Source organism: Bradyrhizobium cosmicum, assembly GCF_032290525.1.
Lineage (GTDB): Bacteria > Pseudomonadota > Alphaproteobacteria > Rhizobiales > Xanthobacteraceae > Bradyrhizobium > Bradyrhizobium cosmicum_A.
This window is the reverse complement of record NZ_JASXTA010000003.1, coordinates 246,036-259,418: the sequence shown is the minus strand read 5'-3', so window position 1 is coordinate 259,418 and position 13,383 is coordinate 246,036. Positions and strand designations below refer to the sequence as shown.

Annotated in this window: 10 protein-coding genes; 5 read left to right on the top strand and 5 right to left on the bottom strand. The window is 65.3% G+C overall.

Features of this window, described 5'->3' with window-relative positions; all coding sequences use genetic code 11:
- Positions 1 to 79 precede the first annotated feature (79 nt).
- Both pimD and QSV46_RS07290 read left to right on the top strand, forming a co-directional pair.
- A complete protein-coding gene (gene pimD / locus QSV46_RS07295; RefSeq protein WP_314948598.1) occupies positions 80 to 1,222 on the top strand; it encodes a pimeloyl-CoA dehydrogenase small subunit in 1,143 nt (380 codons plus the stop codon).
- A 150-nt stretch (positions 1,223 to 1,372) separates the two neighbouring features.
- The gene (locus tag QSV46_RS07290; RefSeq protein ID WP_314948596.1) at positions 1,373 to 2,146 is read left to right on the top strand and encodes an SDR family oxidoreductase; all 774 of its coding nucleotides are present in this window, start codon (positions 1,373 to 1,375) and stop codon (positions 2,144 to 2,146) included.
- 9 nt (positions 2,147 to 2,155) lie between these two features.
- Here QSV46_RS07290 and QSV46_RS07285 read toward each other — a convergent pair whose 3' ends face one another.
- A complete protein-coding gene (locus tag QSV46_RS07285) occupies positions 2,156 to 3,040 on the bottom strand; it encodes a hypothetical protein (RefSeq protein ID WP_314948594.1) in 885 nt (294 codons plus the stop codon).
- A gap of 11 nt (positions 3,041 to 3,051) precedes the next feature.
- Positions 3,052 to 4,410 carry an MBOAT family O-acyltransferase gene (locus QSV46_RS07280; protein ID WP_314948592.1) on the bottom strand — a complete coding sequence of 453 codons (1,359 nt, stop codon included), beginning with the start codon at positions 4,408 to 4,410 and terminating at the stop codon, positions 3,052 to 3,054.
- 207 nt (positions 4,411 to 4,617) lie between these two features.
- Here QSV46_RS07280 and glpK point away from each other — a divergent pair, with 207 nt between their 5' ends.
- Together glpK and QSV46_RS07270 are read left to right on the top strand one after the other, a co-directional pair.
- Entirely contained in the window at positions 4,618 to 6,123 is a 1,506-nt protein-coding gene (gene glpK / locus QSV46_RS07275) for a glycerol kinase GlpK (RefSeq protein WP_314948589.1), read from the top strand.
- Positions 6,124 to 6,316: 193 nt separating this feature from the next.
- Complete coding sequence (locus tag QSV46_RS07270; RefSeq protein ID WP_314948586.1) at positions 6,317 to 6,910, top strand: GNAT family N-acetyltransferase; 594 nt, start codon at positions 6,317 to 6,319, stop codon at positions 6,908 to 6,910.
- Between the two features lie 254 nt (positions 6,911 to 7,164).
- Here the strand turns inward: QSV46_RS07270 and QSV46_RS07265 are convergent, their stop codons facing one another.
- The gene (locus QSV46_RS07265; RefSeq protein ID WP_314948583.1) at positions 7,165 to 7,587 is read right to left on the bottom strand and encodes a DUF6636 domain-containing protein; all 423 of its coding nucleotides are present in this window, start codon (positions 7,585 to 7,587) and stop codon (positions 7,165 to 7,167) included.
- A 10-nt stretch (positions 7,588 to 7,597) separates the two neighbouring features.
- Positions 7,598 to 8,545, bottom strand: coding sequence for a threonine/serine dehydratase (locus tag QSV46_RS07260; RefSeq protein WP_314948581.1), 948 nt, complete (start codon positions 8,543 to 8,545; stop codon positions 7,598 to 7,600).
- A 152-nt stretch (positions 8,546 to 8,697) separates the two neighbouring features.
- On the opposite strand from QSV46_RS07260, the gene QSV46_RS07255 reads away from it, so the two are divergent.
- A complete protein-coding gene (locus QSV46_RS07255) occupies positions 8,698 to 9,327 on the top strand; it encodes a glutathione S-transferase family protein (protein WP_314948578.1) in 630 nt (209 codons plus the stop codon).
- Positions 9,328 to 9,526: 199 nt separating this feature from the next.
- On the opposite strand, the gene metH is transcribed toward QSV46_RS07255, so the two are convergent.
- A complete protein-coding gene (gene metH / locus QSV46_RS07250) occupies positions 9,527 to 13,378 on the bottom strand; it encodes a methionine synthase (protein ID WP_314948575.1) in 3,852 nt (1,283 codons plus the stop codon).
- Positions 13,379 to 13,383: the final 5 nt, after the last annotated feature.

Genomic DNA, 13,383 nt, shown 5'->3' with positions numbered 1-13,383 from the left:
TACTGGATCCCCGCTTTCGCGGGGATGACGTTTGAGGGTGAGGCGATGGCGGGGCAATGCCCGCCAATTGGAGAGACAGATGGATTTTGACCTGAACGAGGAGCAGCGGCTTCTCAAGGACAGCATCGACGGCCTGCTGACCGATTCCTACGATTTCGAAAGCCGCAAGAAGTACATGGCGGAGAAGGGCGGCTGGAGCAAAGCGGTCTGGCTCAAGCTCGCCGAGCAGGGCCTGCTCGGCCTGCCCTTCAGCGAGGCCGATGGCGGCTTCGGCGGCGGCGGCGTCGAGACCATGATCGTGATGGAGGCGCTCGGCAAGGCGCTGGTGCTCGAGCCGTATCTGCCAACGGTGGTGATCGGCGGCGGCTTCCTGCGCCATGCCGCAACCGATGCGCAGAAGGCGGCGCACGTGCCCGGCATCATCGACGGCAGCAAGACGCTGGCGTTTGCCCAGCTCGAGAAGAACTCGCGCTACGATCTGTTCGACGTCACCACGACGGCCAAGAAAAAGGGCGACGGCTGGGTCATTGACGGCGAAAAGTTCGTCGTGCTCAACGGCGAGAACGCCGACACGCTTGTCGTCACCGCACGCACCAAGGGCGAGCGCCGCGACAAGACCGGCATCGGCGTCTTCCTGGTGCCGGCAAATGCCAAGGGCATCACCAAGAAGTCGTACCCGACCCAGGACGGCCTGCACGCCGCCGACATCACCTTCACCGGTGTCGAAATCGGCGCCGATGCCGTGCTCGGCAATCCCGACGACGCGCTCGCGCTGATCGAGCGCGTGGTGGATGAGGCCCGCATCGCGCTCTGCGCCGAGGCGGTCGGTCTGATGGACGAGTCGCTCAAGACCACCGTCGAGTACATCAAGACGCGCAAGCAATTCGGCGTGCCGATCGGCTCGTTCCAGTCGCTCCAGCATCGCGCCTCCGATATGTTCGTCGCGGCCGAGCAGGCGCGCTCGATGTCGATGTTTGCGACCATGGCGGGTGATTTCGAGGATGCCAAGGAGCGCACCAACGCGATCGCCGCGGCCAAGGTGCAGATCGGCAAGTCGCTGAAGTTCGTGGGACAGCAGGCGATCCAGCTCCACGGCGGTATCGGCATGACCATGGAGGCAAAGATCGGCCACTACTTCAAGCGCCTCACCATGATCGAGAACAGCTTCGGCGACACCGACTACCACCAGCGCCGCGTCGCGGACGGTGGAGGTTTGATCTGAGTCACGCGACGACTGTCATCCCCCGCGAAAGCGGGGGATCCAGTACGCCGCGGCCGCTCGATTCCAGCCGCGCCGTCTCTGGAATACTGGATCGCCCGGTCGAGCCGGGCGATGACTCCGAACAAGTGGCCTCAGCTGAGCCCATCAACAATGAAAAACACCCCGTTCGATCTCACCGGAAAAGTCGCAATCGTCACCGGCTCCAGCCGCGGCATCGGCCGCTCCTCCGCCGAGCTTCTGGCAAAGCTCGGTGCCAGGGTCGTGGTCTCCTCACGCAAAGCTGACGCCTGCAAGGACGTCGCCGACGGCATTATCGCGGCCGGTGGAGACGCCACCGTCATTCCCTGCAACATCGCGCGCAAGGCTGAGGTCGAGGCGCTGATCTCGGGCACCATCAAGCATTACGGCAAGATCGACATCCTCGTCTGCAACGCCGCGGTGAATCCGTATTACGGCCCACTGCTCGACATCACCGATGAGGCCTTCGACAAGATCATGGGCTCGAACGTCAAGAGCAACATCTGGCTCTCCGCGCTCGCGATCCCGCAGATGGCGGATCGTGGCAACGGCTCCGTCGTCATCATCTCCTCGATCGGGGGCCTGCGCGGCTCCACCGTGATCGGTGCCTACGGCATCTCCAAGGCCGCCGACTTCGCGCTGTGCCGCTCGCTCGCCGGCGAATGGGGCCCGAAAGGCGTCCGCGTCAACTGCATCGCACCCGGCCTCGTCAAGACCGATTTCGCCCGCGCGCTGTGGGAAGACGAAGCCAACCTCAAGCGCCGCACCGCCACCACACCGCTGCGCCGCATCGGCGAACCCGACGAAATCGCCGGCGCCGTGGCGTATCTGGCCTCGGACGCCTCGAGCTTCATGACGGGGCAGACCATCGTCATCGATGGCGGCGTGACCACGGCGGCGGTGTAGCCTCGCATCCTAAGGGCGACGTACGCCCTCGCGCTCGGCCAAGGCTCTTTCAATGGCGCGCACGACGATCAGGGCCGATCGTTCGTCGAGATGCACGCCGTCGGCCCAGCGCAATTCGCTACGCGGTGGATCGATCGGCAGCCACAGCGCCTGGTCGGGAAAAGCGGCGTGGACAATCGCCTTGCTCATCGCGACGAAGCGGGCGTCCTCGATCTCGGCCTCGAACGGAATCTCGACCAGGAGCGCCCGCGACCCGCCCCGCTCGAGGTCGTCGATCAGCTCTCTGACGCGGGCCACATTGGCGCGCGCCGGCGTCGTCGGGTCACCTTCGTTCATCTGTCGCAGCGCAAGCTCGAGATAGACCTTGTTGTCGAACGTGCTCGGCGGCTGGCCGAGCAGGCGATCGCGTTCGGCCCGCGCCCGGGCTGGATCGGGCGGCGCATGATTCCACGTCTCATATGCCGCAACCGCCGTGCGCACGGGGCGTAGGAACGACGCTTCCGCGCGCGCACCGCCCGAGTATCGTGCGATCAGCTCGGCGTCGGCGTCGCGCGAGAGGATGTTGGTCTCGATCAGGATGATCTTCGGCAAGCTTGGCTGCCTGGCCAGGATCTCCAGGGCAGTGACCGGCGAACCTCCGGCCAGCGCGAGATTGCGGAGGCGGGGCAACGAGAAATATTCCTCCTTGAGACGCCAGGCGACCGAGCTGCCCACCAGCACGATCTCAGGCACGGGCTCCCTCAGATAGCGGTTGAGGGTGACGAGGCTGCCGTCGCGGGTCGAGACGGACGGCTGCTGGAGCGCCGAGCCGAACCGCGCCGTGGCAAGCCCGCAGGCCAACAGCAGCGCCGCCGCGACACCCGCGCATCTGATCAGCCATGGAAGCCCGGACATCTGTGCCACCATCAGAACTGGAAATAGATGAAAGCGGCGTCCGGCCCCGCCTCGAGATAGGCCAGCGCCGCAAGCGCGCCGTAGAGATACGGCTCCCATCGCCGCAGCCTGCCGCCGACGAGCGCGCCGAGGCCGAGATGCTGGATGAGGACGGGGAGCGCGTAGAGCAGTGCCATGTTGCGGAACAGCTTCGTCGGATTGGGATTGTCCGTCGGCGCGAACATGCCCGCGAGGTAGCCGAGCGCGTGATCGAAGTTCGGCAGCTTGAAGAAGATCCACAGCATCGTCACGCAGAAGAACACGACGCCCATGCGGGCAATCCGCACGACGGGGCCGGCTTCGCCCAGCACCGTCAGAAACGGCCGCTCGACGACCAGCAGCAGGCCGTGCAGCATGCCCCACAATGCGTAGCCCAGGCTCGCGCCATGCCACAGGCCTCCGAGCGTCATCACGATCATCAAATTGAGGCAGGTTCTGGCCGGTCCCTTCCGATTTCCCCCGAGCGGGATGTAGAGATACGTCCTGAGCCAGGTGGACAGCGAGATGTGCCAGCGCGTCCAGAACTCGGAAAACGAGGCCGAGATGTAGGGCAGGTCGAAGTTGACGGGCAGGCGGTAGCCGAACAGCAGCCCGAGGCCGAGCGCAATCGCCGAATAGCCAAAGAAGTCGGCATAGATCTGGTAGCTGTACAGGAACACGAGCAGCCAGCGGTCCTGCGTGGCCACCGTCTCATAGAGCGGATAGTCCATGTAGGACGTCATCTCGTTGAGATTGTTTGCGACGTAGAGCTTGAAGAAGAAGCCGGTCAGGATCCATTTGGCCGCCTCGACGAAATCGACGTCGGAGATCCGCTTGGGGACGATTTGCGGCATGAACTGGCCCGCGCGCGTGATCGGCCCGGACACGAGCTGCGGGAAGAAGATGATGTAGAGGAAGACATCCCGCAGCGGCGGCGGCCGCTTCTCGCGCGTGAGGTCGACCAGGAGGCTGATGTTGTGGAACACGAAGAACGAGATGCCGATCGGCAGCGGAAACCGCAGCAGGAAATCCAGCGGCGCGAAGCCGGTCGGATGAGCCGTGGCCGCATCGACGAACAGAAATTTGTATTTGAAGAACGCAAGCAGAGCGAGATTGAAGACGATTCCGGCCGGCATCCAGATCGCGCGGTTGTCGAAGGCCAGCACCAGGCAGAGATAGGTTCCGAGTACGGCGAGGAGCAGCAGCGGCAGCAGGTCCGGCTGGCCCGAGCCATAGAACACCAGGCTTGCAAGCACGAGCAGCTGGACCTGGAAGCGGCGCAAGGGCGGCAGATAATAGGCGCCGAACACGACCGCGACGAAGAGGCCAAACTGAAAGGAAGTGAATGTCATGCCGGCCCGATTTAACCCGGCCCGGCATGTACCATCTTCGCTCCCGCTGTCCTAGTCTCCGGCTGAGCAGCCTGTGCACTGTCGACTGCCTCGACGGGGAAGGCGGCCTTGACCTTCCGCCTCCAATCCGCTCCTTTTGGCGCAACACGATGATCCCCTCGGGGAACGCCGAAAAAAGCCACCAAGACAAACGCCAGGGTAGCGACCATGTCTTTCGTCCTTGCCATCGATCAGGGCACCACCTCCTCGCGCGCCATCGTGTTTCGCGGCGACATTTCCATTGCGGCGAAGGCGCAAGCCGAGTTTCCGCAGCATTTTCCGGCCTCGGGCTGGGTCGAGCACGAGCCGGAGGACATCTGGACCTCGACCGTGACGGTGTGCCGCGATGCGATCGCGCAGGCCGGCATCACCGCGAAGGACATCGCCGCGATCGGCATCACCAACCAGCGCGAGACCACCGTGGTGTGGGACCGCGCCACCGGGCAGGCCGTGCACCGTGCCATCGTCTGGCAGGACCGCCGTACCGCCGACATCTGCGCCAAACTGAAAGCCGACGGCCGCGAGCCGGTGATCTCGCAGAAGACCGGCCTGATCATCGATCCTTATTTTTCCGGCACCAAGGTCGCCTGGATCCTCGACCACGTGCCCGGCGCGCGGGCGCGGGCCGCGCGCGGCGAGCTGATGTTCGGCACCGTCGATTGCTATCTCTTGTGGCGCCTCACCGGCGGCAAGGTGCACGCCACCGACGCCACCAACGCCTCGCGCACGCTGCTGTTCAACATCCACACCGGACAGTGGGACGACGAACTGCTCGAGATCATCGGCGTGCCGCGCTCGATGCTGCCCGAGGTGAAGGACTCCTCCGCCCATTTCGGCGAGAGCGTGCCCGATCTGTTCGGCGGCGCGATCGCAATCGCCGGCATCGCCGGCGACCAGCAGGCCGCCACCATTGGCCAGGCCTGCTTCCGCCCGGGCATGATGAAGTCGACCTACGGCACCGGCTGCTTTGCGCTGCTCAACACCGGCACCACGCCTGTCGTGTCGAAGAACAAGCTGCTCACCACCATCGCCTATCAGCTCGGTGGAAAACGCACCTACGCGCTCGAAGGCTCGATCTTCGTTGCGGGCTCAGCAGTGCAGTGGCTGCGCGACGGCCTCGGCATCATCAAGCACGCCGCCGAGACCGGTCCTCTTGCCGATCAGTCCGACTCCATGCAGAGCGTCTATCTCGTCCCGGCCTTCGTCGGCATGGGCGCGCCCTACTGGAATCCGCGCGTGCGCGGCGCGCTGTTCGGCCTCACCCGCAACACCGGTCCCGCCGAACTCGCCCATGCCGCGCTGGAGAGCGTCTGCTACCAGACGTTTGATCTGTGGGCCGCGATGCGCGCGGATTGGCCGAGCTCGGAAACCGCCAGCGTCGTCCTCCGCGTCGACGGCGGCATGACCGCATCGGACTGGACCATGCAGCGCCTCGCCGATCTCCTCGACGCCCCCGTCTATCGCCCCGTGATCCAGGAGACCACGGCACTCGGCGCCGCCTACCTCGCCGGCCTCCAGGCCGGCGTCTATCCCGAGCCGACAAAATTCGCCGACAACTGGCGCCTCGAGCACCGCTTCAAGCCGAACATGAGCCAGGCGACAAGAGAGCGCAAGCTTGCCGGCTGGGCGCGGGCGGTAAAGGGCGTGCTGGCGAGCGACGAGGGGGAGGGGTAGCGGCTTCGTCACCTCTCCCCGCTTGCGGGGAGAGGTCGGAACGCATCGCTAGATGCGTTCCGGGTGAGGGGTACAGCTCTCGCCGCCATCTCATCTGTGGAGAGACGCCCCTCACCCCAACCCTCTCCCCGTAAGAACGGGGCGAGGGGGTGCAGTCCCGCTTCAGTCGCTAGTTTGCCCTACAGGAATTCCCATGATCCTCCCCGACGGATACTCCGACGTCCCCCACGGGAAGATCGCCGCCGTCGTCACCCATCTGGAGATGACCGCGCGTCCGCCGCGCCGTGACGATCCCCCGGGCGCATGGACGCTGCGCAAGGTCGATGCGCCCGCGCTCGACTGGTATCGCGACCTCCACCGCCGCGTCGGCGAGGAGTGGTTGTGGTTTTCGCGGGCGCGTATGAACGATGCCGAGCTCGCTGCAGTCATCCACGCACCTGGGATAGAAGTCTACGCGCTGGCCGTGGATGGACGCGATGAAGGCCTGCTCGAATTGGACTTCCGCGAAGCCGGCCAGTGCGAGCTGGTTTATTTCGGCGTCACGGCCGGGTTGATCGGGACGGGTGCCGCCCGCTTCCTGATGAACCGCGCGCTGGAGACTGTGTGGTCACGCGATCTCCACCGTGTCTGGGTGCACACCTGCACCTTCGATCATCCGTCGGCTGTCGCGTTCTACCAACGCTCCGGCTTCCGCCCGTTCCGCCGCCAGATCGAGATCGCCGACGATCCTCGCCTCGACGGAACGGCGCCGCGAGATGCGGCGAAGCATGTGCCGATCATCGAATAGCGCGCTACTGCCTCCCCCCGTCATTGCGAGGAGCTCTTGCGACGAAGCAATCCAGCTCACTTCCGCGGAAAGATCCTGGATTGCTTCGCTTCGCTCGCAATGACGGAGTGTGGCGCTGTCGTCGCGGCAGATCAATGCGCGACGGCATCGTCGCCGGATGGACCGCTTTGTCCGCCGAGGCTCGAAGGGCGAAGGCGGAAGCGCAATCCGGGACAGCGTTTCCGCATTCCGCTCCGCTCTATGCGGGCTACCCCTCAAAACACCTCCTGCTTCGCCCTTGCGAGCGAAAACCCCCGCTGCATGGCGTTGAAGCAGGTCAACCCCGTCTGCTCCGACCGACATGTGAACCCCGCCCGCTGCCACACCTCGCCATAGGCGAGCACCGGCAGCGACGGGTCCATGATGGTGTCGCCGGCGCAGATGCGGCCCGCAGCTCCCTTCGCGCTCATCTCGAAGGCGTTGCCCCATTCGAGCTCGCAGTCGGCGGGCCGGCGCGGGCGGGTCTCCATGTTCATGATGTCGCAGCGGAGCACGCCTTGTCCATTATCCGCAAAGAATTGGCAGGCGATGTTCTTCGACGGCGTCTGGAAGCCGATCGGGCGGTCCTGCGCGTCGGCGCCGTGGCCGGGCAGGGCAAGCAGGATCAACGTCAGGATGAGTCCGCGATACCTGGTCATGCAACGCTCGTTAGCTGTTGAAATTCACCGCATTGGTGTTGGCGCCGCAGAGCAGCACCGCGACGCGTTCGCCCGGTGAGGGACGATAGCGGCCGGAGAGCAAGGCGGCAAATGCGGTCGCGCCACCAGGCTCGGCCACAACGCGCAAGCTCGACCACAGCGCCGCCTGCGCCTGCCGGATTGCATCGTCAGTAACCAGGACGACCCGCTCGACATGGGCCCGCGCGATCGGAAACATCAATTGTCCGACGCGCCGCGGGGCGAGACTGTCGGCGGCGATCCCGCCCGCTGGCGCATCGACCGGCGCGCCCGCCGCGAAGGCGGCATGCAGCGTCGGCGACTGCTCCGGCTCGACCGCCACGATGCGTGTCCTGCCGGCGCTCCACGCTGCCATACCACCGATCAGGCCGCCGCCGCCGACCGCCACCAGCACCGTGTCGATGCCCGCTGCATCCTGCTCCAGCTCCATTCCGACGCTGCCTTGACCGAGCAAGGTCTCGGCCTGGTCGTAGGCATGCACCGCCATCGCGCCGGTCTGCGCGACATGGCTTTCGCTCGCGGCGAGCGCGTCGGCATAGCGGGCGCCGGCGACCACGAGCTGCGCGCCGTAGCTCTTGATGCGTTCGGCCTTCGCCGGCGAGGTGATGTCGGGCACGAAGATCGTGGCCGGGATGCCGAGCCGTTGCGCGGCATAGGCGACCGCCGCGCCGTGATTGCCGCCGGACGCCGCGACGATTCCGGCCTTCGGCACCTGCCGCAACAGCAGGTTGGCAAAGGCGCCGCGCGCCTTGAACGAGCCGGAATGCTGCAGCAGCTCAAGCTTGAAAGTGACCGGCGCGGACGGCAGGCCAAAATCGGCGAGATCAGCCTCGACGAGCGGCGTGCGCCTGATGTGCGGGCGGATGACGGCCTCGGTCGCCGCGATCCGCTCCCGATTGATGTCCATTGTTGCTGTCATGATGCCGTCCTTGATAGCGCATCCGGCAGAGGCTGTCGCGGCGCCGTTGCATCCGGCGCAATGCTCCACTTCCATGATTTTTCTTGCGCCACTGTGGCCTTGCCGTGGAAACTGATCGGCCCTGCCGGAAAAAATGACAAGAGCGCAAAACCATGTTCCTGATCGGCCAATACGACTCCCCCTTCGTCCGCCGCGTCGCGATCGCGCTGCGGCTTTACGGTCTCGCCTTCGAGCACAGGCCCTGGTCGACCTTCGGCGATGCCGACAAGATCGCGCCCTATAATCCGCTGCGCCGCGTGCCGACCCTGGTGCTCGACGACGACGAGGCGCTGATCGAGAGCACGATCATCCTGGATTATCTCGACGAGCTCGTCGGACCCGAGAAGGCCATGCTGCCGCGCAGCGGCGCCGAGCGACGCAGGCATTTGCGCATCTGCGCGCTCGCCTCAGGACTCGGCGACAAGGCGGTCAGCCTGCTCTACGAGCGCGTGCTGCGGAAGGAGCAGCTTGCGCTGTGGGTCCAGCGCTGCGAGGCGCAGATCGCGGACGTGCTGAAAGCGCTGGAGGCCGAGCGCGCCAAGGTGACGACGCCATACTGGCTGGGCGATCGCATCGGCCACGCCGATATTGCGGTGGCCTGCGTCGTGCGCTTCACCCGCGAGGCGCACCCGCTTCTGTTCGACGCCGCGCGTTATCCGGCGCTGTCCGCGCATGCCGAGCGTTGCGAAGCATTGGCGCCGTTCCAGGAGATCGTGCAGCCGCTGGCGCCGCCGAAGGGGTGAGGCCTGTTACCCTGCCCTCCAGGGGAGGATGGCGACCGCGGGTGTGGCATCCATCGGCATGGCAGGCGATGATGGAATATTACAGGTGTTTTGCCCGACGGAGCAAGCCCGTTTCGGCATTGCCGAAATTACTCAGGCTTTTCAACCCCATCGCTACTGTGCATGGGGTTGTTTTCGCATTTTTGTTTTGGAGGCGGGTCTAGCCCGCCCCCGCGCGCTTCTTCTGCCAGACCAGATGCACCGCGCAAGTGCAGCCCGGGGGATGCGAGGCGAGATCCTCTAGGGTCTCGTCGTTCGCGGCCGTCGCGGCAAAAGCCTTGTCGGCGTTCTGCTGCGCCGGAATGTAGTTCAGCACCGGCGCGAGCCAGCGCTCGGTCTCCGCGACACTCATGCCCTTGCGCGCGGCGTAGTCCTCGACCTGGTCGCGCTCGATCTTGCCGACGCCGAAATAATAGCTCTCGGGGTTGGCGAAATAGAGCCCTGATACGGACGAGCCCGGCCACATCGCAAAGCTCTCGGTCAGCTTCACGCCCGCCGAGTTCTCCGCATCGAGCAGCTCGAACAGCGTCGCCTTCTCGGTGTGATCGGGCTGCGCGGGATAACCGGGCGCGGGACGGATGCCCTGGTACTTTTCCAGGATCAGCTCGTCGGTCGACAGCGTCTCGTCCGGCGCATAGGCCCAGAACTCGCGGCGCACGCGGGCATGCATGCGCTCGGCAAAGGCTTCGGCGAGGCGGTCGGCCAGCGCCTTGCACAGGATCGAGGAGTAGTCGTCATTCGCGCTTCTGAAGCGGTCGGCGACCGCGTCCTCGCCGATGCCTGCGGTGACGACGAAGCCGCCGATGTAATCAGGTACGCCGGCGGGCGCGATGAAGTCGGAGAGCGCCGCGTTGAAGCGGCCCTCGCGCTTCTCGAGCTGCTGGCGCAGCGTGTGCAGCGTCGCGATGCTCTTGGTCCGGCTCTCGTCGGCATAGAGCACGATGTCGTCGCCTTGGGCGTTGGCCGGCCAGAAGCCGACCGTGGCGCGCGCCCGGAACCATTTCTCCTTGACGATCAGGTCGAGCATCTTGCGCGCGTCGTCATAGAGCGAGCGCGCGACCTCGCCGACCTTGGCATCGTTGAGAATCGCGGGGAAGCGGCCGGCGAGCTCCCAGGTCTGGAAGAACGGCGTCCAGTCGATATAGGGCACCAGCTCGGCGAGATCGTAGTCGTCAAAGCTGCGGGTGCCGAGGAAGGTCGGCTTCACCGGCTTGTTGGCGGCAAAGTCGACCGGCACGCGGTTCTTGCGGGCGACATCCAGCTTCAGCCGCTTCTTGTCGGCCTGCGCGCGGAAATGCGCATCCGAGATCTTGGCGTATTCGGCGCGAACTTCGGCGGCGTAGGCCTCGCGCTTCTCCGGCGAGAGCAGCGAGGAGGCGACGCCGACGGCGCGGCTGGCGTCGTTGACATGCACCACCGGCCCGGCGCGATAGCTCGGGTCGATCTTGACGGCGGTATGCACGCGGCTCGTGGTGGCGCCGCCGATCAGCAGCGGCAGCTTCAACCCTTCGCGCTGCAATTCACCGGCGAAGAACGCCATCTCGTCGAGCGAGGGCGTGATCAGGCCGGATAGCCCGACGATGTCGGCCTTCTCCGCCTTCACGGTCTCGACGATCTTCGCCGCCGGCACCATCACGCCGAGGTCGATGACCTCGAAATTGTTGCACTGGAGCACGATGCCGACGATGTTCTTGCCGATGTCGTGGACGTCGCCCTTCACGGTCGCGAGCACGATCTTGCCGGCAGACGAGGACCCTTCGGTGCCGATGCCGTTGGCGAGGTTACGCGCCTTCTCCTCCTCCATGAACGGCATCAGCCAGGCCACCGCCTGCTTCATGACTCGGGCGGATTTCACCACCTGCGGCAAAAACATCTTGCCGTCGCCGAAGAGGTCGCCGACCACGTTCATGCCGGCCATCAGCGGGCCCTCGATCACGTCGAGCGGACGCTTCGAAGCTTTGCGGGCTTCCTCGGTATCGGTTTCGATGAACTCAGTAATGCCATGCACCAGCGAATGCGACAGCCGCTTCTCCACCGGCCATTCGCGCCAGGCGAGATCGGCTTCCCTGGTCTGGGTCTTGTTGCCGCGGAATTTTTCCGCCAGCGCCAGCAGGCGCTCGGAGGCGCCGGGGTCGCGATTGAGGATGACGTCCTCGCAGGTCTGGCGCAACTCGGGGTCGATGTCGTCATAGACGATCATCTGGCCGGCATTGACGATGCCCATGTCCATGCCCGCCTTGATGGCATGATACAGGAACACCGAGTGCATGGCCTCGCGCACCGGCTCGTTGCCGCGGAATGAGAACGACAGATTGGAGACGCCGCCGGAAATATGCGCGCCGGGCAGGTTCTGGCGGATCCAGCGCGTCGCCTCGATGAAGTCGACGCCGTAATTGTTGTGCTCCTCGATGCCGGTCGCGATCGCGAAGATGTTCGGATCGAAGATGATGTCTTCCGGCGGGAAGCCGACGCGATTGACCAGGATATCGTAGGCGCGCTTGCAGATTTCGGTCTTGCGCGCGAACGTGTCGGCCTGACCGGCTTCGTCGAACGCCATCACCACCACGGCCGCGCCGTGGCGCCGCGCGATGTTCGCTTCGTAGATGAATTTCTCCTCGCCTTCCTTCATCGAGATCGAGTTGACGACCGGTTTGCCCTGTACGCATTTCAGGCCGGCCTCGATCACCGAGAATTTCGAAGAGTCGACCATGACCGGGACGCGGGCGATGTCGGGCTCGGCGGCGACGAGGTTGAGGAAGGTCACCATCGCGGCTTCGGAATCCAGCAGGCCTTCGTCCATGTTGACGTCGATGATCTGCGCGCCGTTCTCGACCTGGTCGCGGGCGACCTGCAGCGCCGCCGTGTAGTCGCCGGCGGTGATCAGCTTGCGGAAGCGCGCGGAGCCGGTGACGTTGGTGCGCTCGCCGACGTTCACGAACGGAATCGCGTCGGTCAGGATGAAGGGCTCGAGGCCGGAGAGTTTCAAGCGCGGTTCGATCTCGGGCACGATGCGCGGCTTATGCGGGGCTACCGCGGCGGCGATCGCCGCGATGTGGTCCGGCGTGGTGCCGCAGCAGCCGCCGACGATGTTGACGAGGCCGTCGCGCGCGAACTCGCCGACCAGGCGCGCCATGTAGTCCGGAGTCTCGTCGTATTGGCCGAACTCGTTGGGCAGGCCGGCATTGGGATAGGCGCACACCAGCGTATCGGCGACGCGGCCGATATCGGCGATATGTGCACGCAGATCTTCGGCGCCGAGCGCGCAGTTGAAGCCGATCGTGACGGGTTTTGCATGCCGCACCGAATTCCAGAACGCTTCCGGCATCTGGCCGGACAGGAGGCGGCCGGACTTGTCGGTGATGGTGCCCGAGACCATCACGGGCACGTCGATGCCGCGCGCTTCGGTGATCTCGGCGATCGCATAGAGCGCCGCCTTGGCGTTCAGCGTGTCGAAAATGGTCTCGACCAGCAGCAGGTCGACGCCGCCGTCGAGCATGCCGTTGATCTGCTCGCCATAGGATTTGCGCAGATCGTCGAAGGTGACGGCGCGGTAGCCCGGATTGGACACGTCGGGCGAGATCGAGGCGGTACGGTTGGTCGGACCGATGGCGCCGGCGACGAAGCGCGGCTTGCCGTCCTCGGCGGCGACGCGCCGTGCGGCATTGCCGGCGAGGCGGGCGCCTTCGCGCGCCATCTCGTAGACGATGTCGGCGAGATCGTAATCGGCCTGCGCGATCGAGGTGGTCGAGAACGTGTTGGTCGCGACGATATCGGCGCCGGCGCGCAAATAGGCAGCGTGGATGTCCTCGATCGCCTGCGGCTGGGTCAGGATCAGCAGGTCGTTGTTGCCGCGCAGGTCGCGATGGAAGTTCTTGAAGCGCTCGCCGCGGAAGGCGGCTTCGTCGAACTGAAGGTTCTGGATCATCGTGCCCATGGCGCCGTCGAGCACGAGGATGCGCTCGCGCGCGGCATTGAGCAGGGCAGTTCGCTTGGGAGAGATGGATACGGTCATGCTGT